The following is a 26,334-nucleotide window of genomic DNA, read 5'->3' as shown; positions in this document are numbered from 1 at the left end:
CGAACCACCCATGAGCACCACCCGCACCCTCATCCGTAACGGCCTGGTCATCACCGCCACCGACGAGACCCACGCCGACATACTGATCGAGGACGGCCGCGTCGTCGCGCTCGCCGCCCACGGCTCCACCGTCTCCGGGTCGTGGACCGCCGAACGGACCATCGACGCCACCGGCAAGTACGTCATCCCGGGCGGCGTCGACGCCCACACCCACATGGAACTGCCCTTCGGCGGGACGTTCGCCTCCGACGACTTCGAGACCGGCACCCGCGCCGCCGCCTGGGGCGGTACCACCACCATCGTCGATTTCGCCGTCCAGTCCATCGGCCACGCGCTACGCGACGGCCTCGACGCCTGGCACGCCAAGGCGGACGGCAAGTGCGCGATCGACTACGCCTTCCACATGATCCTCTCCGACGTCAACGAGGGCTCCCTCAAGGAGATGGACCTGCTGGTGGAGGAGGGCGTCACGTCCTTCAAGCTCTTCATGGCCTACCCCGGCGTCTTCTACAGCGACGACGGCCGGATCCTCCGCGCCATGCAGCGGGCGTCCGTCAACGGCGGGACGATCATGATGCACGCCGAGAACGGCATCGCGATCGACGTCCTCGTCGAACAGGCCCTCGCCCGTGGCGAGACCGACCCCCGCCACCACGGCGAGGTCCGCAAGGTGCTCCTGGAGGCGGAGGCCACCCACCGCGCCATCCAGCTCGCCCGGGTCGCCGGCGGCCCCCCGCTGTACGTGGTGCACGTCTCCGCCGAGGAGGCCGTCGCCGAGATCGCCGCCGCCCGCGACAAGGGCCTCGACGTCTTCGGCGAGACCTGCCCCCAGTACCTCTTCCTGTCCACCGACAACCTCGCCGAGCCCGGCTTCGAGGGCGCCAAGTACGTGTGCAGTACGCCGCTGAGGCCGCGCGAGCACCAGGCGGCGCTGTGGCGGGGACTGCGCACCAACGACCTCCAGGTCGTCTCCACCGACCACTGCCCCTTCTGCTTCAGCGGGCAGAAGGAGCTGGGCCGCGGCGACTTCTCCAAGATCCCCAACGGCCTGCCCGGCGTGGAGAACCGCATGGACCTCCTCCACCAGGCCGTCATCGACGGGCACATCAGCCGCCGCCGCTGGATCGAGATCGCCTGCGCCGCCCCGGCCCGGATGTTCGGCCTCTACCCGAAGAAGGGCACCATCGCGCCCGGCTCCGACGCCGACATCGTGGTGTACGACCCCACGGCCACGCAGACCATCTCCGCCGCCACCCACCACATGAACGTCGACTACTCCGCGTACGAGGGGAAGACCGTCACCGGACAGGTCGAGACCGTCCTCTCACGCGGCCACGTCGTCATCGACCGGCGCACCTACACCGGCCGCGCCGGGCACGGCATCTACACCCCTCGCTCCACCTGCCAGTACCTCGACTAGGAGGCGACGAGAGTGGACTTCGGACTCGTTCTCCAGACCGACCCACCCGGCTCCGCCGTCGTCGGCCTGATGCGCCGCGCCGAACGCAACGGCTTCCGCTACGGCTGGACCTTCGACTCCGCCGTGCTCTGGCAGGAACCGTTCGTCATCTACAGCCGGATCCTGGAACACACCCGCAAGCTGATCGTCGGCCCGATGGTCACCAACCCGGGGACCAGGACCTGGGAGGTCACCGCCTCCACCTTCGCCACCCTCAACGACATGTACGGCAACCGCACCGTGTGCGGCATCGGCCGCGGCGACTCCGCGATGCGCGTCGCCGGCCGCAAACCCAACACCCTCGCCCGGCTCGGCGAGGCCATCGAGGTCATCCGCGACCTGGCGGAGGGGCGGGAGGCGGTCGTCGACGGGCAGCCGCTGCGCATTCCCTGGGTGCGGAACGGCGAACTGCCCGTGTGGATGGCGGCGTACGGGCCGAAGGCGCTCGCCCTCGCCGGGCAGAAGGCGGACGGGTTCATCCTCCAGCTCGCCGACCCGTTCCTGACCGAGTGGATGATCAAGGCGGTGCGGAAGGCGGCCGAGGAGGCGGGCCGCGACCCGGCCTCGGTGACCATCTGCGTCGCCGCGCCCGCGTACGTCGGCGACGACCTGGCGCACGCCCGCGACCAGTGCCGCTGGTTCGGCGGCATGGTCGGCAACCACGTGGCGGACCTGGTGAGCCGGTACGGCGAGCACTCCGGGCTGGTGCCCGAGGCCCTGACCGACTACATCAAGGCCCGTGAAGGCTACGACTACAGCCACCACGGCCGCGCCGGAAACCCCTCCACCGACTTCGTCCCCGACGAGATCGTCGACCGCTTCTGCGTGCTGGGCCCGCCGGCCGCCCACATCGCCAAACTGAAGGCGCTCCGGGACCTGGGCGTCGACCAGTTCGCGGTGTACGACATGCATGACGCGAAGGAAGCGACGATCGACGCGTACGGTTCGGAGATCATCCCCGCGCTGACCGCGTAGGCGCGCATCGGACGCGAACCCCCCACGCCCCCGTTCCGTCCCCGAGCTCCGTCCTCAGCAGAAGGGGCACGCCAGCATGACCTCCACGCCCGAAACCGTCCCCATACGCGTCGACCTCTCGTCCCGCGACATCCCCGCCGGCTCCCCCTTCGTGAACGAGGACCTGCTGCCCGTACCCGTCGAGCGGCGCCGCTGGACCACGTACAACTTCGCCGCCCTGTGGGTCGGCATGGCCCACAACATCCCGTCCTGGATGCTCGCCTCCGGCCTGGTGGCCCTCGGCATGGACTGGAAGCAGGCCGTCTTCACCATCGCGCTGGCCAACGTCATCGTCCTGGTGCCGATGCTGCTGACCGGTCACGCCGGCCCCAAGTACGGCATCCCCTTCCCGGTGCTGGCGCGGGCGTCGTTCGGGCTGCGCGGGGCGAATCTGCCGGCGCTGATCCGGGCCGGGGTGGCGTGCGCGTGGTTCGGCATCCAGACGTGGATCGGCGGGCAGGGCATCTTCGTCCTGGGCGCCAAGCTCTTCGGCGGCGGGTGGGCGGAGGCTGCGCGGGTCGGCGGCCAGCCGTGGACGCTGTGGCTGTGCTTCGTGCTGTTCTGGGCGCTCGAACTGGCGATCATCTACCGGGGCATGGAGGCGCTGCGCCGGTTCGAGAACTGGGCGGCGCCCTTCGTCATCGTCGGCGCGCTGGTGCTGCTGGCGTGGATCACGGCCAAGGCGGGCGGGTTCGGGCTGCTGCTGGACGAGCCGTCGGCGCTGGGGTGGGGCGCCGAGTTCTGGCCGGTCTTCTTCCCCTCCCTCATGGGCATGATCGCCTTCTGGGCGACGCTGTCGTTGAACATCCCGGACTTCACCCGCTTCGGCGCCGGGCAGCGCGCCCAGATCTGGGGGCAGACCCTCGGCCTGCCCACCACGATGACGCTGTTCGCGCTGCTGTCCGTCTTCGTGACGTCCGGCTCCCAGGTGGTGTACGGGGCGGCCGTCTGGGACCCGGTGGCGCTCGCGGCCCGTACGGACAACGTCTTCGGGCTGCTGTTCGCGCTGGTGACCGTGCTCGTCGCGACGATCTCGGTCAACATCGCGGCGAACGTCGTCTCGCCCGCGTACGACCTCGCCAACCTGGCCCCCAAGCTGATCAACTTCCGTACGGGGGCGCTGATCACGGGCGTGGTCGGGGTGCTGATCATGCCGTGGAAGCTGACCGAGACGCCCGAGCTGTACATCTTCACCTGGCTGGGCCTGGTGGGCGGCATGCTGGGGACGGTGGCGGGCATCCTCATCGCCGACTACTGGATCGTCCGCCGCACCGTCCTCGACCTCCCCGACCTGTACCGGCCGGGCGGCCGCTACTGGTACGTGGGCGGCTGGAACCCGGCGGCGGTCGCGGCGTTCGCCGTCGGCGGTGTGCTCGCGGTGGGCGGGTCGCATTCGGCGCCGGGGAAGGGGCCGTTCCCCGAGGACGGGCTGATCCCGCTGCTCAAGCCGCTCGCCGACTACGGGTGGGCGGTCGGCCTCGCGGCGTCGCTGGTGCTGTACGTGGCGCTGATGAGGCCGAAAGTGCGCTCGGCGGCCCCCTGACAGCGTACTTACCCTCCAGTAGCCTGCCGTCCATGTCCTTCGACGGAATCACGTCCATGCGCGCTGCCCTGACGGCCGGTCAGGTGACCTCCGCCTCCCTGGTGCTGGCCTCGCTCGAACGCATCGAGGCCACCCAGGGCACGCTGAACGCCTTCCGCTGCGTACGGGCCGAAGCCGCGCTCGCCGAGGCCGAGGACGCCGACCGCCGCCTCGCGGCCGGGGAGAGGCTGCCCCTGCTGGGCGTGCCGGTCGCCGTCAAGGACGACACCGACGTGGCAGGGCTGCCCACCCGCTTCGGCTGCGCCGGCGACATACCGCCCGCCACGGCCGACGGGGAGGCGGTGCGCCGACTGCGGGCCGCCGGGGCGGTCGTCGTCGGCAAGACCAACTCGTGCGAGCTGGGCCAGTGGCCGTTCACCGAGGGGCCTGCCTTCGGCGCCACCCGCAACCCCTGGAACACCGAGCACACGCCCGGCGGCTCCTCCGGTGGCTCGGCCGCCGCCGTCGCCGCCGGGCTCGTCCCCGCCGCCCTCGGCTCCGACGGCGCGGGCTCCATCCGCATCCCGGCCGCCTGGACCCACCTGGTCGGCATCAAGCCGCAGCGCGGCCGGGTCTCCGTCCACCCGTACACCGACTGCTTCGAGGGCCTCACCGTCAACGGCCCCCTCGCCCGTACGGTCGCCGACGCGGCCCTCCTCCTCGACGCGGCCTCCGGACCGCACCGGTCCGACGGGCACGGCCCCGCCCCCATCGACGCCTCGGCCGCCGCCCGCCGCGAACCCGGCCGCCTCCGCATCGCCCTGGCCTGGCGCTCCGCCTTCACCGCCACGCACAACCCGCTCCACCCCGGCATACGCCGAGCCGTCACCGACCTCGCCGAGGCGCTGGCCCGCCTCGGCCACACCGTCGAGGAGGCCCGCCCGCGCTACGGCCTGATCGGCCTGAGCTTCCTGCCCCGTGCCACCGCCGGCATCGCCGCCTACGCCGACCGCCACCCCGACCCCTCCCTCCTGGACCCGCGCACCCGCAGCGCCACGCGCACCGGCCGCCGCCTCGGTGGCCGCGTCCTGCGCGCCGCCCGCGCCCGCGAGGCCCACCAGCACCGCCGGATCGGCGCCCTCTTCGACACCTACGACGTCCTCCTCGCCCCCACGACGGCGGCGCCCCCGCCTCGCATCGGCACCTTCGACGCCCTCCCCGCCTGGCGCACCGACCTCACCATGGCCGCCGCCTGCCCCTACGCCTGGCCCTGGAACGTCCTCGGCTGGCCGGGCGTCAACGTCCCCGCCGGCTTCACCCCCGACGGCCTCCCGGTCGGCGCCCAACTCCTGGGCCCCGCGGGCAGCGAGGAACGGCTGATCTCACTGGCCGCCCAACTGGAGGCCGACCGGAAGTGGCACGAGCGGACGCCGCCGGTGACCACCGGATAGCCGGCGGAGACCGTGTGCACGTCACGAGCGCCCACGGCCCTACGGAACCCGTGCCGTCCACTCCGGGGAGCTGAACTTCGACTGCGCCAGCTCACGCGCGCGTGCCATCTCTTCGTCCGTGACCGCGCCCTCGGACAGGCCGTAGCGCTCGCGGAACGAGCCGATCATCTTCTCGATCACCGTCCCGCGCGGCAGGCCCGTCTGACGGCGCAACGGGTCCACCCGCTTCTTCGCGCTCCTCGTCCCCTTGTCGGAGAGCTTCTCCCGGCCGATGCGCAGCACGTCCGTCATCTTGTCGGCGTCGATGTCGTACGCCATCGTCACGTGGTGCAGGACGGCCCCGTCCCCGCCGGCCAGCCGCTTCTGCGCCGCTCCGGCGATCTTGCCCGCCTCCGTGGCGATGTCGTTGAGCGGCTGGTACCAGGCCTTGATGCCCATGTCGCCGAGCGCGCCCAGCACCCAGTCGTCGAGATAGGCGTAGCTGTCGGTGAAGGACAGGCCCTGCACCAGTGCGTCCGGCACGGAGAGCGAGTACGTGATGGTGTTGCCGGGCTCGATGAACATGGCCCCGCCGCCACTGATCCGCCGGACGACGGTGATGCCGTGCCGCTCGGCCGCCTCCGCGTCCACCTCGTTGCGCAGCGACTGGAAGCTGCCGATCACCACGGCCGGCGCGCCCCACTCCCACACGCGCAGCGTCGGCGGGCGGCGCCCGGCGGCCACCTCGGCGGTGAGGACCTCGTCGAGCGCCATGTGCAGGGCGGGCGGCTGGGCCCCGTCGTGGATGAGCTGCCAGTCGTAGTCGGTCCAGTCGGTGGCGTGGGCCAGGGCCCGTCGTACGGCGACCCCGATCCCCTCCGTGGTCAGCCCGAACATCTGCGTCCCGGGCGGCAGCGCCGCGTCGATCCGGGCGGCGAGCCCCGACGCGTCGGTGTCGGCGGGCGCGCCCTCCAGCGCCCGGTCGATGGCGAGCAGCGCCTCGTCGGGCTCCAGGAAGAAGTCACCGCCGACCCGCACCCGGCGCAGCACCCCGTCCTCCGCGTCGAGGTCGACGACCACGAGCTTGCCACCAGGAACCTTGTATTCGCCGTGCACGTCCCCGTCTCCCATCCCAGAACCGGCAGTCATGTCAGCCTATGCCCGGAACGCGAGGGCAGCGAGGGCCGGAAATCGATATCGAATAGCAGGTTTGAAAGGCGTTTCGCGCGCAAGGGTGAGGCAAGCAGCCAGGGCATGAACAATCCCCGTGAATCCGTGCCCGTGAACGACCCCTACAGCCCGTATGACCCGAACGCGAACGTCCATGCGCCGCGACGCAATAGCGAAGGCGCCGGGGCGAATCGGGCGGCCTTGGCCATCCATACGATTGCGGACATTGCCGCCGGATTTCTGGTCCTCTGGATACTGCTGTACCTGCTCGACGCCAACCAGGTGAACGTCTTCGTCGGCTTCGTGCACGATGTGGCGGACTGGCTGGCGGGCTGGTCGCAGGACATCTTCACCATGGAGACCGAAGGTCTGCGCGTTCTCCTCAATTACGGTCTGCCTGCCACGATCTACCTGCTGCTCGGGCACGGCATCGCCGCACGGGTGCGTCGTATCTGACCGAATTCAGGCCGAGTTCTCCCCGTACGCCGGTGAGGCCCGGGCCTTCCGGGTCTCACCGGCAGATCTTCGCATCGGCATCACAAATGCTGCGCACCACCTTCGACGGGCGCCGTTAGCGTTGCAGGCTGCTCCGACCCTGCGTGCGAACGTGCCCACAGAAAGACGGAAAGACCGCCGATGGACTATTGCTCCGCGTGCCGCCGGAATCTCAATGGGGCATTCGTGTGTCCGGGGTGCGGCGCCTACGCCCCCGACATAGCCCCCACCGCCCCCCGCCTCCACAGCGCCGTCGCGTCCACCGCCACGACGCTGGAGGCGTCCGACGACACGACGGCGGTCGCGCCCGAATCCGGCACGTCCGGGGCGTCCGCCGCGTCCGGCGGCCTCCAGGGCGCCGCGGAGACGGGACAGGGCCGCGCCGCACGGCGCCGGCAACTGGCGCGGTGGAAGAAGCACCGGCGCCGCGCCGTCGCGGCGACGGCCATCGCCATCGTCGGTGGCGGCCTCACCGTCGCCGCCCTGCCCACCTCCAGGCCGTCCGCCGGCCACACGCACGCGGCGCCGCCGCCCGAGCCCGTTACCGCGCCCGCACCCACGGCCCGTACGGCGACCGGCGACTCGACGCCCGCCCAGCCGGACACCCCGCCCTCGCGGGACTCCGACGCGCGGGAGCAGGCCCCGAGCGCCGCCACGCCCGGCTCCGCCGCCACCGGCCGGCAGCAGGACGCGGCCACCACGGCCCCGGCACAGGCGCCGTGGAGCGCCGCCCCGCAGCCCGCGCGGGAACCGGCCGCCCGGACGGACGGCGCGCCCGACACGGGCACCGGTAGCGGCACCAGCACCGGTAGCGGCACCAGCACCGGTACCGGCTCGGAGTCCGGCGCCCCGTCCGCCTCCGCGCCCCAGGCGCCCGCCCCGGCACCGGCGCCGTCCACCCGGGCCCCCGCGCCCGCCGCCCCCGACGGCTCCGCGTCCGAGGGCGGCTCTCTGGCGAACCTCCTGCCGGGCGCCCCGGCGGACGAGCCGGGCTCACCGGCGGAGGTGTGCCTGGTCGGTCTCTGCCTCGGCTGACCCCGGCGGCCGGTAGCCTGCTCGCCGATCACGGAGCACGCGAACCACCGCGTCCACACAGCGAGGTGACGGGCCGTATGTTCACCACCCGACCGACCCTCCGGGGCACCTTCGGCATGGTGTCCTCCACGCACTGGCTCGCCTCCCAGTCGGCCATGGCCGTCCTGGAGGACGGCGGCAACGCCTTCGACGCGGCAGTCGCCGCCGGGTTCGTCCTGCACGTCGTGGAGCCGCACCTCAACGGACCCGCCGGTGAGGTGCCGGTCCTCCTCGCGCCCGCCGGCGGCGAGGTGCGGGTGCTGTGCGGGCAGGGCCCCGCACCGGCCGGCGCGACGATCGAGCACTACCGCTCGCTCGGGCTCGGCCTGGTGCCCGGCACCGGGCCGCTCGCCGCCGCCGTGCCCGGCGCGTTCGACGCGTGGATGCTGCTGCTGCGCGACCACGGCACCCAGTCCCTCGCCCAAGTGCTGCGGTACGCCATCGAGTACGCGGAGGCCGGGCACGCGCCCGTGGAGCGGGTCGGCGACACCGTGGAGACCGTACGCGCCCTGTTCGAGAACGAGTGGACCTCCTCCGCCGCCGTCTACCTCCCCGGCGGCGAGCCCCCCGCCCCCGGGCGCCTCTTCCGCAACCCCGCCCTCGCCCGCACCTGGCGCCGCCTCATCGACGAGGCGGTCACCGCCGCCGGCGACGACCGGACCGGCCAGATCGAGGAGGCCCGCCGGATCTGGCGCACCGGCTTCATCGCCGAGGCGCTCCTACGACAGTCCGGGCGCCCCACCATGGACACCAGCGGCGCCCACCACACCGGCACCCTCACCGCCGCCGACCTGGCGGGCTGGTCGGCGACGTACGAGGACCCCGTCACGTACGACTGGAACGGCTGGACCCTCTGCAAGGCGGGCGGCTGGAGCCAGGGCCCGGTGTTCCTCCAGCAACTGGCCCTCCTGCCGGACCGCCTGCCCCCGTACGGCTCCGCCGACTACGTGCACCTGCTCGTCGAGGGCTGCAAGCTCGCCATGGCCGACCGCGAGGCCTGGTACGGGGACGCCGCCGACGTCCCGCTCGACACCCTGCTGTCCGCCCCGTACAACGCCGAGCGGCGCGCGCTCGTCGGCGACAAGGCCTCTCACGAGCTGCGCCCCGGCAGCCCCGGCGGCCGCCCGCCCCGCCTGAGCGGCCACGCCGCCGCCGTCGCCGCCGGGTGGCCGGGCCCGGGCGCACCGGCCGTCCCGACCGCCGCCGGCGCCGGTGAGCCGACCGTGGCCGGAGAACCGACCCCGGCCCGTGAGCCGACCCCGGCCGCGGAGGCACCGGTGGCGGGCGAGGCCCTGGGCGCGGGCGAGCCCACCGTCGCCGGCGAGGCCCTGGGCGCGGGCGAGCCCACCGTCCGCCACGACGGCACCACCCGGGGCGACACCTGCCACATCGACGTGGTCGACCGGTGGGGCAACATGGTCGCCGCCACCCCCAGCGGCGGCTGGCTCCAGTCCAACCCCGTGGTGCCCGAACTCGGCTTCCCGCTCGGGACCCGGCTCCAGATGGCCTGGCTGGACCCCGGCCTGCCCAACTCCCTGACGCCCGGCCGCCGCCCCCGCACCACGCTCTCGCCGTCCCTGGCGCTGCGCGACGGGGTGCCCGTCATGGCGTTCGGCACGCCGGGCGGCGACCACCAGGACCAGTGGCAGTTCCACTTCTTCCTCGCCGTCACCCACGGCGGACTGGACCTCCAGGCCGCGATCGACGCGCCCAACTGGCACAACGACGGCTTCCCCGGCTCCTTCCACCCGCGCGGCATGCGGCCCGGCGGGCTCACCGTCGAGTCCCGCACGGATCCGGCCGTCGTCGACGAGCTGCGCCGCCGGGGCCACGACGTCACGATCGGCGGCCCCTGGTCCGAGGGGCGGCTGTGCGCGGTGGCCCGCGACCCGCGCACCGGAATCCTGTCGGCGGCGGCGAACCCGCGCGGCATGCAGGGGTACGCGGTGGGCCGCTGAACCGGCGATGGCCACGTTGTCAGTGGACCGTGCTTAGCTGGACGCATGATCGATGAGCTTCTCGACGGTTCCGGGTCCCTGTCCGACGCGGCGTCCGCCGCGGTCGAGGAGGCGGTGCGCAAGGCGGCCGCCGCCGAGATCGTGCCGCGCTGGCGTCGGCTCGCCACGCACGAGGTCGTCGAGAAGAGCGGCCCGCACGACCTCGTGACGGTCGCCGACCGCGCCGCCGAGGCCCACCTCACCGCCTCGCTCACCGAGTTGCTGCCCGGCTCCGTGGTGGTCGGCGAGGAGTCCGTCCACGCCGACCCGGCGGTGTACGACGCGCTTCAGGGCGACGCGCCGGTGTGGATCGTCGACCCGGTCGACGGCACCTGGCACTTCGCGCACGGCGACCCCGGGTTCTGCACGCTCGTCGCGCTGGCGGTGCGCGGTGAGCTCCTGGCGTCCTGGACGTACGCCCCGGCGCTGGACGAGATGGCCGTGGCGGTGCGCGGGCGCGGCGCGTGGCTGAACGGCACGCTGATACGGGCGGGGGCGCCCGCACCCGGCGCGGTGCTGGAAGTCGCCACGTCCCACCCCGACTACACCACCGCCGACCAGAAGGCCGCGCTCCTGGGCCTGAACACCGAGGGCGTCCACACCCGCCCGTGCGGCTCGGCCGGCCTGGAGTACCTGGCGGTGGCCCGGGGCGAGCTGGACGCCGTCGCCTTCTCCTGGGAGTACGCCTGGGACCACGCCGCGGGCCTGCTCCTGGTCGAGGAGGCGGGCGGCGCCCACACCACCCTGACGGGCGCCCCGTTCCGCGTCACGGGCGCCAACGCGCTGCCGTTCACCGCCGCCCGCGACCGGGCCACGGCCGACCGGATACGCACCCTGCTGACCGCCCGGTAGCCGGAGCCGCCCACCGGCCCAATATCCTGAGATACCTTGGCCATCGGCTGACGAAGGAGTCCCAAGGTGCCGTCGATGCTCGATGCCGTCGTCGTGGGGGCGGGGCCCAACGGACTGACCGCCGCCGCCGAACTGGCGCGCCGCGGATTCTCCGTCGCCGTGTTCGAGGCCCTCGACACGGTCGGCGGCGGAGCCAGGACCGAGGAGCTCACGCTGCCCGGCTTCCGGCACGATCCGTGTTCCGCCGTACACCCGCTGGGCGTCGGATCGCCCGCCTTCAAGGGCATGCCGCTCGACCGGTACGGCCTTGAGTGGCTGCACGCCGAGCTGCCCATGGCGCACCCGTTCGACGACGGCACGGCCGCCGTGCTGTCCCGTTCCGTCTCCGAGACGGCGGCCTCCTTCGGCCCCCGGGACGCCGGCACCTACCGTCGCCTCGTGGCGCCGTACCTCGGCAGGTGGGACACCCTCGCCCGCGACTTCATGTCCCTGCCCCTGACCGCCCTCCCGCGCGATCCGGTCACCCTCGCCCGCTTCGGCATCGACGGCCTGCCGCCCTCCACGTGGCTGATGCGCCGGTTCCGCGACGACCGCGCCCGGGCGCTGTTCGCCGGGCTCGTCGCCCACGTCATCGCCCCGCTCGGCGGCCTGGCCACCGGCGCGATCGGGCTCGTCTTCGCGCTCGCCGCCCACGCCGGCGGCTGGCCGCTGCCGCGCGGCGGCTCCCAGTCGATCTCCGACGCCCTGGCCGGGTACGTCAAGGACCTCGGCGGCGCCGTCCACACCTCCTACGAGGTCAAGCGGCTCGACGACCTGCCGCCCGCCCGCGCGTACGTCTTCGACACCTCACCGACCGCGCTGGCCCGCATCGCCGGCTTCGGCCGGTTCTACGACCGCTACCGCTACGGCGCCTCCGTCTACAAGATCGACTACGCCCTGGACGGCCCCGTCCCCTGGACCGCCGCCGAGGCCCGCCGCGCCGGCACCGTCCAAGTCGGCCCCAGCAGCCGCGAGATCGGCACCGCCCTGAACCAGGCGTCCGGCGGCACGGCCCCCCGCACCCCGTTCCTGATCACCGCCCAGCCCAGCCTGGTCGACCCGGCCCGGGCCCCCGAGGGCAAGCACGTCTTCTGGGCCTACGGCCACGTCCCGCACGCCTGGGAGGGCGACCTCACCGAGGCGATCGAGCGGCAGATCGAGCGGTTCGCCCCCGGCTTCCGCGACCTCGTGCTCGCCCGTGCCACCGCGGGCCCGCCCCAACTGGCCGCGCGCAACGCCAATTACGTCGGCGGCGACATCGCCTGCGGCGCCGCCAGTGGCCTCCAACTGCTGCTGCGTCCCCGGCTCTCCCTCTTCCCGTACAACACCCCGCACCCGGCCGTCTTCCTCTGCTCCTCCGCCACCCCGCCGGGCCCCGGCGTCCACGGCATGTCCGGCCACAACGCGGCGAAGGCGGTCTGGCGCCACCTCCGAAAGGCCCGACGGTGAAGATCACCCTCGTCCGCGGCGACATCACCGAGCAGCACGCCGACGCCATCGTCAACGCCGCGAACTCCTCCCTCCTCGGCGGCGGCGGCGTCGACGGCGCCATCCACCGCAAGGGCGGCCCGGACATCCTCGCCGAGTGCCGCGCACTGCGCGCCTCCTCCTACGGCCGCGGCCTGCCCACCGGCCAGGCCGTCGCCACCACCGCCGGCCGCCTGCACGCCCGCTGGGTGATCCACACCGTCGGCCCCGTCCACTCCGAGGGCGAGGACCGCTCCGAGCTCCTCGCCTCCTGCCACCGCGAAGCCTTGCGCGTCGCCGATGAACTGGGCGCCCGCACGGTCGCGTTCCCCGCCATCTCGACGGGCGTCTACCGCTGGCCCGTCGAGGACGCCGCCCGTATCGCGGTGGAGACCGTACGGGCGACGAGGACTGCCGTGGAGGAGGTCCGGTTCGTCCTCTTCGACGACCGGGCGTACGAGGCGTTCGCCGAACACGCGGGCTGAGCGGGCGCACGCCGAGCCGCACGCAGGCTGCGCGCGCGTACGCCGAGCCGCGTGTGCGCCGAGCGCGCGCACGCTGAGTGGCCGTGCCGGGCGGAGGCGTGACGATTCGTCCCGGCCTGCCGTGGTACGCCGTCACCTATGGAGCTGCTGGAGCGGGCCGGTGTCCTGGAGGCGCTGGACGAGCACCTCGGCGAGGCGGTGGACGGCCGGGGACGGGTGGTTCTGCTCCGTGGTGAGGCGGGCATCGGCAAGACGGCGGTGGTACGGGCCCTCGCCGAGCGGGCGCGGGGGCGGGCGCGGGTGCTCATCGGGTACTGCGACCCGCTCAGCACGCCCCGCCCGCTGGGCCCGCTGGCCGACGTGGCCGCCGAACTGGGCCCGGAGGTGGAAGAGGCGCTGGCCGCCGGTGCCGGCGGCCCGGCCGTCTTCCGATCGCTGCTGCACACCTTGCGGCAGACGCCGGAGGCCACGCTGCTGGTCTGCGAGGACGTCCACTGGGCCGACGGCGCCACCTTCGACCTGCTCCGGTTCGTGGCCCGGCGGATCGAGACGACCCGGGCGATGCTGCTGGTCACCTACCGCGACGACGAGGTGGGCCCGCTCCACCCGCTGGCCGTCGTCCTCGGCGACCTGACCGGCTGCCCGGCGCTGGCCCGGTACGACCTGGAGCCGTTGAGCCGCGCCGCCGTCGCCCGGCTGGCCGCCGGGGCGCCGCACGATCCGGTCGCGCTGCACGCGATCACCGGGGGCAACCCGTTCTTCGTCACCGAGGTGCTGGCCGCCCCGGAACCCGGCATCCCCACGACGGTCCGGGAAGCCGTGATCGGCCGGCTGGGCAGGCTGCGCCCGCACGCGCGCGACGTCGTGGAGGCGGCGGCCGTCGTCGGGCCCAGCGCCCCCATCGACCTGCTGGGCGCCATCGTGGCGGACGCGGAGAGCGCGGTCGACGAGGTGCTCGCCGCCGGTGTGCTGGAGGCGGACGGGACCCTGCTGGCGTTCCGCCACGAACTGGCCAGGGCCGCCGTCCTGGACGCCATCCCCGGTATCCGCCGCCGCCGACTCCACGGGCTGGTCCTCGCCGCACTGCGGGCGTCCACCACCGGTCCGGCGCCGAACCCGTCCCGCCTGGCGTACCACGCCGACGAGGCGGGCGACGCGGAGGCGGTCCTGGAGTACGCACCCGCCGCCGCGGCACACGCCTCGGGGCTGGCGGCCCACCGTGAGGCGGCGGCCCAGTTCGCCCGGGCGCTGCGCCACGCCGGTGCCGCCCCGGAGGACCGGCGGGCGGCGCTGCTGGAGGGACACGCCTTCGCCTCCTACCTGACCGGCCTGGTCCCGGACGCCATCGAGTCGTGGGAGGCGGCGGGGCGGCTGCGGCACGCGATGAACGACGTACCGCACGAGGGCGACGACCTCCGCTGGTCCTCGTACATGCTCTGGCTGCTCGGCCGGAACCAGGAGGCGCGGGATCGCGGGATCGCGGCGGTCCGGCTGCTGGAGCGGGGCGGGCCCACGCTGGAGCTCGGCCGGGCCCACCTCAACGTGGCCGAGCAGGCGAGCTTCGACTGCGACGTGGCGACGACGGCCGCCCACGCGGAACGGGCCATCGAGGCGGGCCGGCACATCGGCGACGCGGGTCTGGTGCTGCGGGCGCGGTTCCACGCCGCGATCGCCACCGTGCTGCGCCACGACCGGGGGTGGGAGGAGCTGGAGGACGTCTGGCAGCAGGCCGCGGCACGGCGCCTGGTCGAGCACGCCGGGATGTTCGGCCCGGTCATCTCGGCGGTCGCCATGGTCCACCGCGACTTCGGCCGGGCGCGGGACTACGACCGGCGGGCGGTCGCCTTCTGCCGGGACTACGACCTCGACATGTTCCTCGACTACCTCCGTGGCGCCCGGGCGATGGGCATGGTCCACCAGGGGGCGTGGGACGAGGCGGCGGAGGAGGCCGCGGCGGTGCTGCCCCTCAGGTCGCTGCCGCCCGTGAGCCGGATCTTCCCCCTGCTCGCGCTCGCCCTCGTCCGTGCCCGGCGCGGAGACCCCGAAGTCCGCCCGCTGCTCGACGAGGCCGCGACCCTCGGCGAACCGAGCGACCTGGTCCGGATGGGGCCGGTGTGGGAGGCCCGGGCCGAAGCGGCCTGGCTGGCGGGCGACGACGAGGCGGCGATCGCCGAGGCCACCCGCGGGCTGCCCCCGCCCGGCCAGGACCACGATCCCTGGGCGGCCTGCGCCTGCGCCCGCTGGATCCGGCTGGCCGGAGGGCGGCCGCCGGCCGGGCCGGCCATGGGCCCCTTCGCGCGGGAACTGGCCGGCGACTGGGCCGCCGCGGCCACCGCATGGCAGCGGCTCGGCTGCCCGTACGACGCGGCGCTGGCCCGACTGGCGGGCGACCCGGAAGCGGTGGCCGAGGCGGTGGCCGGCTTCGACGCCCTCGGCGCCCGGGCCGCCGTCGCCCGTGGCCGTACCCGGCTGAAGGAGCTGGGGGTCCGGATGGGCACCCGCGGTCCCCGCGCGGCCACCCGAGCCCACCAGTACGGCTTGACCGCCCGTGAACAGGAGATCGCCGACCTGCTCAGGGAGGGGCTGTCCGGGCCGGACATCGCCGCCCGGCTGTTCATCACGCCCAAGACCGCCGGCCACCACGTCACCGCGATCCTGCGCAAGCTCGGAGTCCACAGCCGGGCCGAGGCCCTCCGCAAGCTCGACTCGTGACCGAGCCGCGACCGGGACGTGACGGCGCGTATCTGGGGTCGCGTCGGCCAAAGCTGGGGTGCGCCGCCCGATGCCCGCGCCCCGGGCCCGGTTCTAGCGTGATTCCACAGGCGACATCCACGCGATCGGCGACCGACGATGGGATGGGTCCGATGCCCCGCTACCTGGTCGAACACTATTTCCGCAAGGGAATCGCCGACTTCCTGGCCGGAAGGCCGGTGAAGGCCATCGTCGAGGCCAACAGCGGTACCGAGGTGGTCTGGCTGCACAGTTACGTGACCGAGGACGACCACCGGGTCTACTGCCTGTGCGAAGCGGCCAGCCCCGAGGCGGTCCGCAAAGCGGCCCGGCGGGCAGGGCTCCCCGTGGAGGTGATCCATCTGATCACCGTCCTGGACCCGCACGCGTATCCGACGGCGTCGTGATCGTGAACGGTCCGCCCACGACAAGGGAGCCCGTGATGAACAGCGATCGCCGGCCCGGCGCCGGTTCCGGCGTACGGCCGAGAACAAGGAAAAGGGGGTGCTCCCCGTGACACCCGAGAAGACACAGGTCCGCGGCATCAGGCGGGCAGTGGTGACAGTCGCCGTAGCGCTCGGCACCGCGGCGACGTTCGGCACGGCCGCGCCCGTGCACGCCCAGCCCCAGCAGGCGACGGTGTCCGCGTGGGTCAGCGACGGTTGGGGCGGCGGGACCGTCACCAGCCGGCCCGCCGGGATCAACTGCCACCAGGAGGCGTGGCCCTCGGACAGCACCACCTACCAGGAGTACCCGACCGGCTCCTGCCACGCGAGCTTCCCGGTCGGCACGACGGTCACGTTCACCGCCACGCCCGACCCGGGCTCCTACGTCAACCACGGTCCGGATCCGGCGTCCCTGACCGTACGCGCGGGCTACAACGCCACGCACGTCATGTTCTGCCCGGAGAACGATCTCTGCTCGAGCTGGTGACCTACCCGGTGACGTACAGCGCGCTGGGCGTGCTGGCGATGAGCGACGGCACCGGGGGACCGGGCGGGCCGGCGAGGCGGAGGTCCGGGAACCGCTCGAACAACGCGCGCAGGGCGATGCGCAGTTGGAGCCGGGCGAGCGGGGCGCCCACGCAGAAGTGCGGCCCGTGCCCGAAGCCCAGGTGCCGTGGGCGCTCACCGTCCCGCCGCGGCTCGAACCGGCCGACCGGGCCCCGGCGCGGGTCCCGGTTGGCCGCCGCGAAGCACAGCAGCAGCGCGTCCCCCTCGCGCAGCGGCCGGCCGCCCAGCTCCAGGTCCTCGGTGGGGAACGCGAAGGGCAGGGCGTACACGCTCGAGTCGTAGCGGATGCCCTCCTCCACGACCGCGTCCCAGCCGGCCTCGCCGCTCAGCGCCCGGCGCAGCTCCCCGGGGTTCGCGAGCAGCGCGTGCACCGTGTTGACCAGGGCCCCGGCCGTGGTTTCGAACCCCGCGCCCAGGAACAGCCACAGCATGTCCAGGAGTTCCGTCTCCGACAGGCGGTCGGCGCCGCCGCGCAGCAGGTCGGTCACGAGGTCGTCGCCGGGCGCCGCCGCCCGGCTCCTGACCAGGCCGGCCAGGTACGCGTTGATGTCGCGGGTCAGCCGGGCGGACTCCGCCGCGGTGAGCGTCGACCGCGCGAACGCCCGGCCCACCAGCGCCACGACGTCCGGCTGTTCCCCGGCCGGGATGCCGAACAGGGCGCACAGCGTACGCAGCGGAAGCGGCAGGGCGTAGGCCGACCGGAGGTCGACCGGACCGTCCGCCACCGCCGCCGCCAGCGCGTCCAGCAGCGCGCCGACGGTCCGTGTGATCGCGGGCGTCAGCCCCTCGACCCTGCGGGGCGTGAACGCCGCCGACACCGCCTGCCGCAGCCGCCGGTGATCCGTACCGTCGGCCGTCAGCATCCACCGCCGGGTGAGGTGCGCCAGCATCGGCCAGTCCGGCGGCACCTCGCCCTCCCGCAGGGCCCGCCACCGCGCGGGGGAGCGGGCGAACCGGGGATCGGTCAGCACGGTCTCCAGCTCGGCGTGGCCGGTGACCGCCCAGCAGTGGACCCCGCCCGGCCACTCGGCCGCGGCCACCGGACCCCGCCGGCGCAACTCCTCCGCCTGCGCCCGGTGGTCCGGCGTGCGGGGGTCGAGAAGGATCCGCCCGGTCGTCCGCTCGGTCATCATGCATCCCCTGAGGTCTCGTCGATCGCGACGTGCCGTGACGGGATGATCTCACGCCGTGACAAGGGTGCGTGAGGGGACCGGCGCCGGGCATCGGCGCAGCGCTGGCAGGGCGAGGTTGATGTCGTTTTCTCGCCAGCGGCCACCGGCCCCGTCCTCGATGCTTGAGCCATGCACACCGACACCGAGCGCTGCGTGAGGGCCGTCCAGTCCAAGGACGCCCGCTTCGACGGATGGTTCTTCACCGCCGTCCTGACCACCCGCATCTACTGCCGGCCCAGTTGCCCGGTCGTGCCGCCCAAGCCCGCGAACATGGTGTTCTACCCGAGCGCCGCCGCCTGCCAGCAGGCCGGTTACCGCGCCTGCAAGCGGTGCCGGCCCGACACCAGCCCCGGGTCGCCGGCGTGGAACGCCCGGGCCGACACCGTCGCCCGCGCCATGCGCCTCATCGGCGACGGCATCGTCGACCGCGAGGGCGTTCCGGGGCTGGCCGCCCGCCTCGGCTACTCGACCCGCCAGATCGAGCGCCAGCTCCGCGCCGAACTGGGCGCCGGACCGCTCGCCCTGGCCCGCGCCCAGCGCGCCCAGACCGCGCGCCTCCTCATCGAGACGACCGACCTGCCCATGGCGGACGTCGCCTTCGCCGCCGGATTCGCCTCCGTACGCACCTTCAACGACACCGTCCGCGAGGTCTTCGCCCTCGCCCCGGGCGAACTGCGCAGCCGCGCCGCCCGCGACCACAAGCGGGTGGCGCCCGCCTCCGGCGTCATCGCGCTCAGGCTGCCCTACCGGGCACCGCTCAACCCCGACAACCTCTTCGGCCACCTGGCCGCGACCGCCGTCCCCGGCGTGGAGGAGTGGCGCGACGGTGCCTACCGGCGCACGCTCAGCCTCCCGCACGGCCACGGCATCGTGGCGCTCACCCCGCACCCCGACCACATCGCCTGCCTCCTCTCCCTCACCGACCCGCGCGACCTCACCCTCGCCATCAGCCGCTGCCGCTGGATGCTCGACCTGGACGCCGACCCCGTCGCGGTCGACGGCCAGCTCCGTACCGACCCGCTCCTCGCGCCCCTGGTCGACAAGGCACCCGGGCGGCGCGTCCCGCGCACCGTGGACGCCGCCGAGTTCGCGGTACGCGCGGTCCTCGGCCAGCAGGTGTCCACCGCCGCCGCCCGCACCCACGCGGCCCGCCTGGTCACCGCGCACGGCACGCCCGTCGACGACCCCGGCGGCGGGCTCACCCACCTCTTCCCCGCCCCCGAGGCGCTCGCCGCGCTCGACCCGGAGGCGCTCGCCCTGCCGCGCAGCCGCCGCACCACGCTCACCACCCTGGTCGGCGCCCTCGCCGACGGCTCGCTCCGGCTCGGCCCGGACAGCGACTGGGACGCAGCGCGCGTACACCTCGCCGGGCTGCCCGGGTTCGGCCCCTGGACGGTCGAGGTGATCGCCATGCGCGCCCTCGGCGACCCCGACGCGTTCCCCGCCACCGACCTCGGCGTCCGGCGCGCCGCCGCCGGCCTCGGCCTGCCCGCCACGCCGGCCGCCCTGACGGCCCGCGCCGCCGCGTGGCGGCCGTGGCGCGCGTACGCCGTCCAGTACCTGTGGGCGACCGACAGCCACCCCATCAACCACCTGCCCGCGTAAGAAGGCTCCTTCCGAGAAGGTCCACTGATGATCCGTCAGCACACCGTCACCGACAGCCCCTACGGCCCGCTCACCCTCGTCGCCACCGACGGCGTCCTCAGCGGCCTCTACATGACCGGCCAGCGCCACCGCCCGCCGGAGGAGACCTTCGGTGACCCGGACCCCCGCCCCTTCACCGAGGTGATCCGCCAGCTCGACGCCTACCACGCCCGCGAACTCACCGAGTTCGACCTGCCCCTCGACCTCGCCGGTACGCCGTTCCAGCGCGGCGTCTGGGAGCTGCTGCGGACGATCCCGTACGGCGAGACCCGCTCGTACGGCGAACTCGCCGAGGCCCTCGGCAAGCCCGGCGCCTCCCGCGCCGTCGGCCTCGCCAACGGCAAGAACCCGGTCGGCATCATCGTCCCGTGCCACCGCGTCATCGGCGCGAGCGGCGGCCTCACGGGCTACGGCGGCGGCCTGGACCGCAAGCAGCGGCTGCTCGCCTTCGAAGGCGCCCTCGGCAGCGGCGTCCCGGCCGAGGACGCGCTCTTCTAGAGCCGCTTCAACAGCGCCGGCAGCGCCGTGCCGATCGGCTCGCGCACGATCTCGTCGGCCAGCTCGTCGTACGGAGTCGGCTCGGCGTTCACGATGATCAGCCGCGCCCCGTGCTCCGCCGCGATCCCGGCGAGCGACGCGGCGGGCTGTACCTGGAGCGTCGAGCCGACCGCGATGAACACCTCGGCGGCCTTGGCGATGCTCTTCGCCTCGCCCAGCACCACCGGGTCCAGCCGCTGCCCGAACATCACCGTCGCCGACTTCAGGATCCCGCCGCACGCCTCGCACGCCGGGTCCTCCTCGCCCGCCTCGACCCGGGCCAGCGCCTCCTCCATCGACGAGCGCGCGTGACACCCCGTGCACACCACCGCCCGGGCGGTGCCGTGCAGTTCGAGGACCTTGCGCGGCGGCATCCCGGCGAGCTGGTGCAGCCCGTCCACGTTCTGCGTGATCACGCGCACAGCGAAGCCCGGCGTACGCTCCAGCTCGGCGATCGCCCGGTGCGCGGCGTTCGGCTCGGCGCGCAGGGTCGGGGCGTCGCGCCGCATCAGCCAGGCCCGGCGCCGGATCTCCGGGTCGGCCATGTAGTACTTGTACGTGACCAGTCGCTCGGCCTCAGGATTGCGCCGCCACAGCCCGGCCGGACCCCGGTAGTCGGGAATGCCCGAGTCGGTGGAGATACCGGCACCGCTGAGAAACGCGACGAGAGTCATGCGGCCGAGGTTACGCAGCGTTTCCCGGCGCCCGCGAACGAATTGCCCGGCACCGGGCCGAACCGACCGGCACACCGCCCACCGCACCGGCTAAAACCGGGCGGCACCGAGCGGCACCGAGCGGCACCGAGCGGCATCGGGCGGCTCACCCCACCGGGCGGCCGTTCTCCAGTTCCAGCGCGCCCCGGCCGGTCGCGAGGGCGTCCAGCGAGGCCGCCACACGGAAGGCCAGCGAACCGAGCAGATACGTCGCCAGGTCCTCGGGCTCCACCAGCTTCCAGGAGATCAGCTCGTCCTCCTGGATCCGGATCGCCCGGAACTGCGCCCCGCTCAGCACGCCGCCGTCGTACACGTACGCCACGATCGGCGGACGCGCCGTCCCGTGCACCCAGTCCACCGCCAGCAGCGCGCCCAGCTCCACGTCGAGGCCGATCTCCTCCAGCGTCTCCCGGCGGGCCGCCTGCCTCGGGGTCTCCCCGGTGTCCGACTCGATGGTGCCGCCGGGCAGCGCCCAGCCCTCCCGGTAGTTGGGCTCCACCAGCAGCACCCGGCCCTCGGCGTCGCGGAAGAGCGCCGCGGCCCCGGCCAGGACCCGGGGGAGCCCGGCGATGTACGTGGCGTAATCAGTGGTCGTCACAGCGTCAGCCTAGTGCGAGGGTCCGCCCGGCCAGCTCACCGATCCGTACGCCGTCGAAGCCGAACACCGCGCTGCGCACCCGGTCCTGGAGCGGGTCCGTCCAGTGGCGCGGGATGCCGGACGCCCCGCACAGCACGCCCGCGACCGACCCGGCGGTGGCGCCGTTGGAGTCGGTGTCCAGGCCGCCGCGGACCGTCAGGGCGATCGTGCGGGTGAAGTCGCCGTCCCCGTACAACAGCCCCGCCGTGATGACGGCGGCGTTCGGGACGGCGTGGATCCAGTGCAGCCCGGCCGTCCCGCGCTCCGCCTCGGTCAGCGCGTCGGACCACGTCACGCCCGCGTCGTGCAACGCCACCACGTGCCGGACCGCGCGCGCCAGTCGGCAGCTCGCGGGGACGCGCTCCAGCGCCGCTTCGACGGCGGCGCGCGGGCCGGGTGCCGTGAAGGCCGCCGCGACCAGCGCGGCCGCCCACATCGCGGCGTACACGCCGTTGCCGGTGTGGGACAGCACCGCGTCCCGGCGGGCCAGGGAGGCGGCGCGGACGGGGTCGCCGGGGGAGGTCCAGCCGAACACGTCGGCACGGATGAGCGCGCCGATCCACTCCTGGTAGGGGTTGTCGTAGGTGGCGGTCAGCGGAGGCCTGAGGCCGTTCGCGAGGTTCCGGTAGGCCGCCCGCTCGGCGGTGAACGTCTGGAGGTAGGGCAGACGCAGCAGCCACACCTCGCCGACCTGCTCGGTGGTGAAGGCGAACCCGTGCGTCTCCAGGAGGTGCAGCGCCAGGATCGCGTAATCGACGTCGTCGTCCCGGCAACTGCCCCGGATCCGGCCGCGTACGCACTCCCGCCACTCGGGCCGCAGCTCGAAACCGGCCGCTTCCCCGTCCGGCGGCGGCCCGGGCAGGTAGTCGGTCAGCGGGAGGGCCCCGGTGGCCCGCAGGTAGCGGTCGATCCGGTCGCGCGTCCAGTAGTCGCCGCGCTCGACCGGTTTGCCGAGCATGTTCCCGGCGATGCGCCCCGACCAGCCGCCCAGCACCCGGTCGGCCAGGTCCGGGCCCGCCGGGGCGGCCGGCGCTTCCGGAAGGGTCATGGGGAGGGCAGCGACGGGGACGGTACGACGGCTCCGCCGCCCGCCCGTACGGCCTCCACCACGGCGTCGTGCAGGTCCCTGCTGTCCTTCTCCGAACGGCACGGCACGGGGCTGCCCGTCATGGTGAACCAGTCGGTCGCCCCGCTGTACTGGACGGCGACCTGTGCCTCGCCGCCCGCCCAGGTGGTGTGCACGGTGAGATTGCCCGTGACGATCCCGAGCTCGTCGGTCCGAACCCCGCCATGACCCGTGTACACGTTGGTCGTCGTCCACGATGCCCACGTCATGATGGCAGCGTCACACGAATGGCCCACGCGCGCGACCCGGGCGGCGGGGGCGGTCCGCGTCGGTCGAATAATCCGTGGCGCCCGGGCAATTGCCTCCCTAGAGTCGTCGACGTCCAGGTGCGAAGGCAGGACCTACTTCCACTGTTAATGGGGCGGTCGCGGGTTCGAGTCCCGCCACCGGCTTTCGGGCCGGTGTAGCTCAGATGGCAGAGCACCTTGTCGGTTCCGCCGGCCTTGAACTCTGGACATTTGCACGTCACGCACCTCCCGGTGCGCGGGCCGCGGCTACTTCACTCCAACGAAATCACGCCGCTGCCACTTTGATCTCGGGAGGCGCGGCGGACGGGGGCCCGGTGCGAAGGCAACGGGTACTTCTTGGGGACAGCAGGTCGCGGGTTCGAATCCCGTCACCGGGTGTACGCCGGTGTAGCTCAGCGGAAAGAGCGGCTGTTGTGACGGCCGTCGCCGGCATCCGACCTCGGGCACCCTTCCGCCGGGCTTCCCCACCGAATTCGGGGGGAATTCACATGGCACGTTTCAACACCCGCCGGTCCGCCGGAGCGGCCCCCGGCCGCGCGGTCTCGCCCGTACGGTCCACCGCCCGCACCACCACCCACCAGGGCGGCGCCGGTGTGCTGCGCGACCCGCGCTCCGAGCTGTTCCTGCTCGCGGTCGCCAACTTCGTCACGCAGACGACCTTCTACGAGTCCGACGGCGACCGCGACGACCGGTTCGCCGCACTCGTGCGCCGGCTCGCCGTCGAGGACCCCGAGTGGACCGCCGGCCTGCTGCGCTGGCTGCGCACCGACGCCCAGATGCGCACCGCCTCGATCGTCGGCGCCGCCGAGTACGTCAAGGCCCGCCTGGAGGCCTCCGCCACCGAGGGGCCCACGGGCCGCCAGGTCGTCGCCTCCGTCCTCCAGCGGGCCGACGAGCCGGGTGAACTGCTCGGCTACTGGACCTCCCGGTACGGGCGCAATGTGCCCAAGCCCGTCAAGCGCGGCATCGCGGACGCCGTCCGGCGCCTCTACACCGCCCGGTCGCTGCTCAAGTACGACACGGCCGGCAAGGGCTACCACTTCGGCGACGTCCTGAACCTGGTGCACGCCGCCCCCGACCCGGCGAAGCAGCCCTGGCAGGGCGAGCTGTTCCAGTACGCCCTCGACCGCCGCCACCACCCCGAGACCGCGCTGCCACCCGCATCGAACCGGATGCTCACCGCCCACCGGGCGCTGATGGAGCTGCCGGTCGCCGAGCGGCGTGCCGTGGTCACCGGCCCGGGCGGGGCGGCGCGGCTGGCCGAGGCGGGCATGACCTGGGAGGCCCTGGCCGGCTGGCTCCAGGGACCGCTGGACGCGGCCGCCTGGGAGGCCGTCATCCCGTCCATGGGCGCGATGGCCCTCCTGCGGAACCTGCGGAACTTCGACCGGGCCGGCGTGAGCGACGAGACCGCCGCCCGGATCGCGGAGAGGATCTCCGATCCGGAAACGGTCGCGGCCTCCCGCCAGTTCCCGTTCCGCTACCTGGCCGCCTACCGGCACGCGCCCTCGCTGCGCTGGTCGTACCCGCTGGAGCAGGCGCTCGGCCACTCGCTGGCCAACGTCCCGGCGCTGCCCGGCCGGACCCTGGTCCTGGTCGACCGCTCCGGCTCCATGTGGGCACCGCTGTCCGCCCGCTCCGAGCTGAACCGCGCCGACGCGGCGGCCGTCTTCGGCACGGCGGTGGCCCTGCGCGCCGCCCACGCCGACCTGGTCGAGTTCGGTACGAGCAGCGCGCCCGTGCCGTACCGCGCGGGCGAGTCCGTCCTGAAGGTCCTGGACCGCTTCCACAGCCTGGGCGGCACCAACACCACCGAGGCGGTACGCGCGCACTACCGGGGCCACGACCGGGTGCTGATCGTCACCGACGAGCAGGCCGCGTACAGCCACCACGGCGACCCGGCGCAGCAGGTCCCGCCCCAGGTGCCGGTCTACACCTGGAACCTCGCGGGGTACCGGCCCGGCCACGCGCCCTCCGGGAACGGCACCCGGCACACGTTCGGCGGCCTCACGGACGCGGCGTTCCGGATGGTGCCGCTGCTGGAGTCCGGGCGGGCGGCCCACTGGCCGTGGGCCCGCTGACCAGCGGACGGGGGTGGCACACCGTCTGAACCTACGGATAGGGTCAGCCTCGGCGCGACTGCCTGTTCGAAAGCAAGGGATGCAAGGGTGACGGACGGAGCAGTAACTGAGGCCGCGCGCGTGCTCGTCGCGGCTGACAAGTTCAAAGGTTCGCTCACGGCCGTACAGGTCGCGGAGCGGGTGACGGCCGGGCTCCGGCACGTCGTCCCCGGGCTCGAGGTGGAGACCCTGCCCGTGGCCGACGGGGGCGACGGCACGGTCGCCGCCGCGGTGGCGGCCGGGTTCGAACGGCGTGAGGTACGGGTCACCGGCCCGCTGGGCGCGCCGGTGACCGCCGCGTACGCGCTGCGCGACGGGACGGCTGTGGTGGAGATGGCGGAGGCGTCGGGCCTCCAGCTCCTCCCCGAGGGCGTCTTCGCGCCGCTGACGTCCACCACGTACGGCTCCGGCGAGCTGCTGCGCGCCGCGCTGGACGCGGGCGCCCGCACCATCGTCTTCGGCGTGGGCGGCAGCGCGACCACGGACGGCGGCGCCGGCATGCTGGCCGCGCTGGGCGCCCGGTTCCTGGACAAGGACGGCGAGCCCGTCGGGCCGGGCGGCGGCGGGCTCCGGGACCTCGCGACCGCCGACCTGTCGGGCCTCGACGCCCGCTTCGCCGACGTGGACCTGGTCCTAGCCAGCGACGTCGACAACCCGCTGACCGGCCCGAAGGGCGCGCCGGCGGTGTACGGGCCGCAGAAGGGCGCCTCCCCGGAGGACGTCGCGGAGCTGGACGCCGCCCTGGCCCACTTCGCGTCCGTCCTCGCGGACTCGATCGGCCCCCGGGCCACCGAGCTGGCCGAGTCCCCGGGCGCGGGCGCGGCGGGCGGCATCGGGTACGGGGCGCTGGTCGCCCTGGGCGCGAGCTTCCGCCCCGGCATCGAGGTCATGCTGGACGTCCTGGGCTTCGGCCCGGCCCTGTCCCGCGCGACGCTGGTCATCACGGGCGAGGGCTCCCTCGACGAGCAGACCCTGCACGGCAAGGCCCCGGCCGGTGTCGCGGCGGCCGCCCGCGCGGCGGGCATCGAGGTCGTCGCGGTCTGCGGCCGCCTGGCCCTGCCGCCCGAGGCCCTCGGCAAGGCCGGCATCCGCCGCGCCTACGCCCTCACCGAACTGGAGCCGGACCCCGCCAAGTGCATGGCCGAAGCGGGCCCCCTCCTGGAACGCCAGGCAGCGAACATCGCCCGCGACTTCCTGTCCTAGCACCCACGCCGGGGGTCGTGGGGGCTCCCCGCCCCCACACCTCCGCCGCCCACCGGTCAGGCCCCGGGGCGCCGGGGCCTGCCCTCCGGCGGGCAGCACCCGCCCCCGCGTACGGGCTCCGGCCCACCCGTGGGACCTTCGCCGCCCAGCCCCGACACCGGTGGCACCACACCACGGGCGCACGCCC

Annotated in this window: 23 protein-coding genes and 1 tRNA gene; 18 read left to right on the top strand and 6 right to left on the bottom strand. The window is 74.1% G+C overall.

Going from position 1 to position 26,334, the window contains the following annotated elements; all coding sequences use genetic code 11:
* Positions 1-10 precede the first annotated feature (10 nt).
* From hydA to ACZ46W_RS03690, 4 genes are all read left to right on the top strand, one after another.
* A complete protein-coding gene (gene hydA, locus ACZ46W_RS03705) occupies positions 11-1,420 on the top strand; it encodes a dihydropyrimidinase (RefSeq protein ID WP_468330719.1) in 1,410 nt (469 codons plus the stop codon).
* Positions 1,421-1,432: 12 nt separating this feature from the next.
* Positions 1,433-2,434, top strand: coding sequence for a TIGR03842 family LLM class F420-dependent oxidoreductase (locus ACZ46W_RS03700; protein WP_468330716.1), 1,002 nt, complete (start codon positions 1,433-1,435; stop codon positions 2,432-2,434).
* Between the two features lie 76 nt (positions 2,435-2,510).
* A complete protein-coding gene (locus ACZ46W_RS03695; RefSeq protein WP_468330713.1) occupies positions 2,511-4,016 on the top strand; it encodes an NCS1 family nucleobase:cation symporter-1 in 1,506 nt (501 codons plus the stop codon).
* 32 nt (positions 4,017-4,048) lie between these two features.
* Positions 4,049-5,446 (top strand): amidase, encoded by a 1,398-nt coding sequence (locus ACZ46W_RS03690; protein WP_468330710.1) that lies wholly within the window; start codon positions 4,049-4,051, stop codon positions 5,444-5,446.
* Positions 5,447-5,485: 39 nt separating this feature from the next.
* On the opposite strand, the gene ACZ46W_RS03685 is transcribed toward ACZ46W_RS03690, so the two are convergent.
* Complete coding sequence (locus ACZ46W_RS03685; protein ID WP_468330707.1) at positions 5,486-6,541, bottom strand: lipoate--protein ligase family protein; 1,056 nt, start codon at positions 6,539-6,541, stop codon at positions 5,486-5,488.
* Positions 6,542-6,679: 138 nt separating this feature from the next.
* Here ACZ46W_RS03685 and ACZ46W_RS03680 point away from each other — a divergent pair, with 138 nt between their 5' ends.
* From ACZ46W_RS03680 to ACZ46W_RS03640, 9 genes are all read left to right on the top strand, one after another.
* Positions 6,680-7,051: a hypothetical protein gene (locus ACZ46W_RS03680; RefSeq protein WP_468330704.1), complete on the top strand. Its 372-nt coding sequence runs from the start codon at positions 6,680-6,682 to the stop codon at positions 7,049-7,051.
* A gap of 180 nt (positions 7,052-7,231) precedes the next feature.
* Positions 7,232-8,125: an SCO2400 family protein gene (locus ACZ46W_RS03675; protein WP_468330701.1), complete on the top strand. Its 894-nt coding sequence runs from the start codon at positions 7,232-7,234 to the stop codon at positions 8,123-8,125.
* Positions 8,126-8,202: 77 nt separating this feature from the next.
* On the top strand, positions 8,203-10,122 hold the full coding sequence (locus ACZ46W_RS03670) for a gamma-glutamyltransferase family protein (RefSeq protein ID WP_468330698.1): 1,920 nt from the start codon (positions 8,203-8,205) through the stop codon (positions 10,120-10,122).
* Positions 10,123-10,167: 45 nt separating this feature from the next.
* Positions 10,168-11,013, top strand: coding sequence for an inositol monophosphatase family protein (locus tag ACZ46W_RS03665; protein ID WP_468330695.1), 846 nt, complete (start codon positions 10,168-10,170; stop codon positions 11,011-11,013).
* Between the two features lie 66 nt (positions 11,014-11,079).
* Positions 11,080-12,501 (top strand): phytoene desaturase family protein, encoded by a 1,422-nt coding sequence (locus ACZ46W_RS03660; RefSeq protein WP_468330692.1) that lies wholly within the window; start codon positions 11,080-11,082, stop codon positions 12,499-12,501.
* Complete coding sequence (locus tag ACZ46W_RS03655) at positions 12,498-13,004, top strand: O-acetyl-ADP-ribose deacetylase (protein ID WP_468330689.1); 507 nt, start codon at positions 12,498-12,500, stop codon at positions 13,002-13,004. The genes ACZ46W_RS03660 and ACZ46W_RS03655 overlap by 4 nt, the downstream gene beginning before the upstream one ends.
* A 138-nt stretch (positions 13,005-13,142) precedes the next feature.
* Positions 13,143-15,716 (top strand): ATP-binding protein, encoded by a 2,574-nt coding sequence (locus ACZ46W_RS03650; protein WP_468330686.1) that lies wholly within the window; start codon positions 13,143-13,145, stop codon positions 15,714-15,716.
* A 152-nt stretch (positions 15,717-15,868) separates the two neighbouring features.
* Positions 15,869-16,141 (top strand): DUF4242 domain-containing protein, encoded by a 273-nt coding sequence (locus ACZ46W_RS03645; RefSeq protein ID WP_084900264.1) that lies wholly within the window; start codon positions 15,869-15,871, stop codon positions 16,139-16,141.
* A gap of 151 nt (positions 16,142-16,292) precedes the next feature.
* On the top strand, positions 16,293-16,667 hold the full coding sequence (locus ACZ46W_RS03640; protein ID WP_468330682.1) for a hypothetical protein: 375 nt from the start codon (positions 16,293-16,295) through the stop codon (positions 16,665-16,667).
* A 1-nt stretch (position 16,668) separates the two neighbouring features.
* Here ACZ46W_RS03640 and ACZ46W_RS03635 read toward each other — a convergent pair whose 3' ends face one another.
* Complete coding sequence (locus ACZ46W_RS03635; RefSeq protein WP_468330679.1) at positions 16,669-17,877, bottom strand: cytochrome P450; 1,209 nt, start codon at positions 17,875-17,877, stop codon at positions 16,669-16,671.
* A gap of 171 nt (positions 17,878-18,048) precedes the next feature.
* Between ACZ46W_RS03635 and ACZ46W_RS03630 the strand changes: the two genes are divergently transcribed.
* Both ACZ46W_RS03630 and ACZ46W_RS03625 read left to right on the top strand, forming a co-directional pair.
* Entirely contained in the window at positions 18,049-19,524 is a 1,476-nt protein-coding gene (locus tag ACZ46W_RS03630) for an AlkA N-terminal domain-containing protein (protein ID WP_468330676.1), read from the top strand.
* A gap of 27 nt (positions 19,525-19,551) precedes the next feature.
* Positions 19,552-20,061 carry a methylated-DNA--[protein]-cysteine S-methyltransferase gene (locus tag ACZ46W_RS03625; protein WP_468330673.1) on the top strand — a complete coding sequence of 170 codons (510 nt, stop codon included), beginning with the start codon at positions 19,552-19,554 and terminating at the stop codon, positions 20,059-20,061.
* Here the strand turns inward: ACZ46W_RS03625 and ACZ46W_RS03620 are convergent.
* The 4 genes from ACZ46W_RS03620 to ACZ46W_RS03605 form a co-directional block, all read right to left on the bottom strand.
* A complete protein-coding gene (locus tag ACZ46W_RS03620) occupies positions 20,058-20,774 on the bottom strand; it encodes an SIR2 family NAD-dependent protein deacylase (protein ID WP_468330670.1) in 717 nt (238 codons plus the stop codon). The genes ACZ46W_RS03625 and ACZ46W_RS03620 overlap by 4 nt on opposite strands.
* Positions 20,775-20,919: 145 nt before the next feature.
* Positions 20,920-21,411 carry an NUDIX domain-containing protein gene (locus tag ACZ46W_RS03615; protein ID WP_468330667.1) on the bottom strand — a complete coding sequence of 164 codons (492 nt, stop codon included), beginning with the start codon at positions 21,409-21,411 and terminating at the stop codon, positions 20,920-20,922.
* Between the two features lie 4 nt (positions 21,412-21,415).
* Positions 21,416-22,498 (bottom strand): ADP-ribosylglycohydrolase family protein, encoded by a 1,083-nt coding sequence (locus ACZ46W_RS03610; RefSeq protein ID WP_468330664.1) that lies wholly within the window; start codon positions 22,496-22,498, stop codon positions 21,416-21,418.
* Positions 22,495-22,785 carry a hypothetical protein gene (locus ACZ46W_RS03605; RefSeq protein ID WP_468330661.1) on the bottom strand — a complete coding sequence of 97 codons (291 nt, stop codon included), beginning with the start codon at positions 22,783-22,785 and terminating at the stop codon, positions 22,495-22,497. The genes ACZ46W_RS03610 and ACZ46W_RS03605 overlap by 4 nt, the downstream gene beginning before the upstream one ends.
* Positions 22,786-22,895: 110 nt before the next feature.
* Between ACZ46W_RS03605 and ACZ46W_RS03600 the strand changes: the two genes are divergently transcribed.
* The 3 genes from ACZ46W_RS03600 (at position 22,896) to ACZ46W_RS03590 (ending at position 26,147) form a co-directional block, all read left to right on the top strand.
* A tRNA-Asn gene (locus ACZ46W_RS03600) sits at positions 22,896-22,965 on the top strand.
* Between the two features lie 347 nt (positions 22,966-23,312).
* Complete coding sequence (locus tag ACZ46W_RS03595) at positions 23,313-24,905, top strand: TROVE domain-containing protein (RefSeq protein ID WP_468330658.1); 1,593 nt, start codon at positions 23,313-23,315, stop codon at positions 24,903-24,905.
* Positions 24,906-24,992: 87 nt separating this feature from the next.
* Positions 24,993-26,147 carry a glycerate kinase gene (locus ACZ46W_RS03590; protein ID WP_468330655.1) on the top strand — a complete coding sequence of 385 codons (1,155 nt, stop codon included), beginning with the start codon at positions 24,993-24,995 and terminating at the stop codon, positions 26,145-26,147.
* The last annotated feature ends 187 nt before the right edge of the window (positions 26,148-26,334 follow it).

Source organism: Streptomyces sp. NPDC031064, assembly GCF_055570965.1.
Note: the sequence above shows the minus strand (reverse complement) of the source record. Positions and strands in the feature narration are given on the sequence as shown.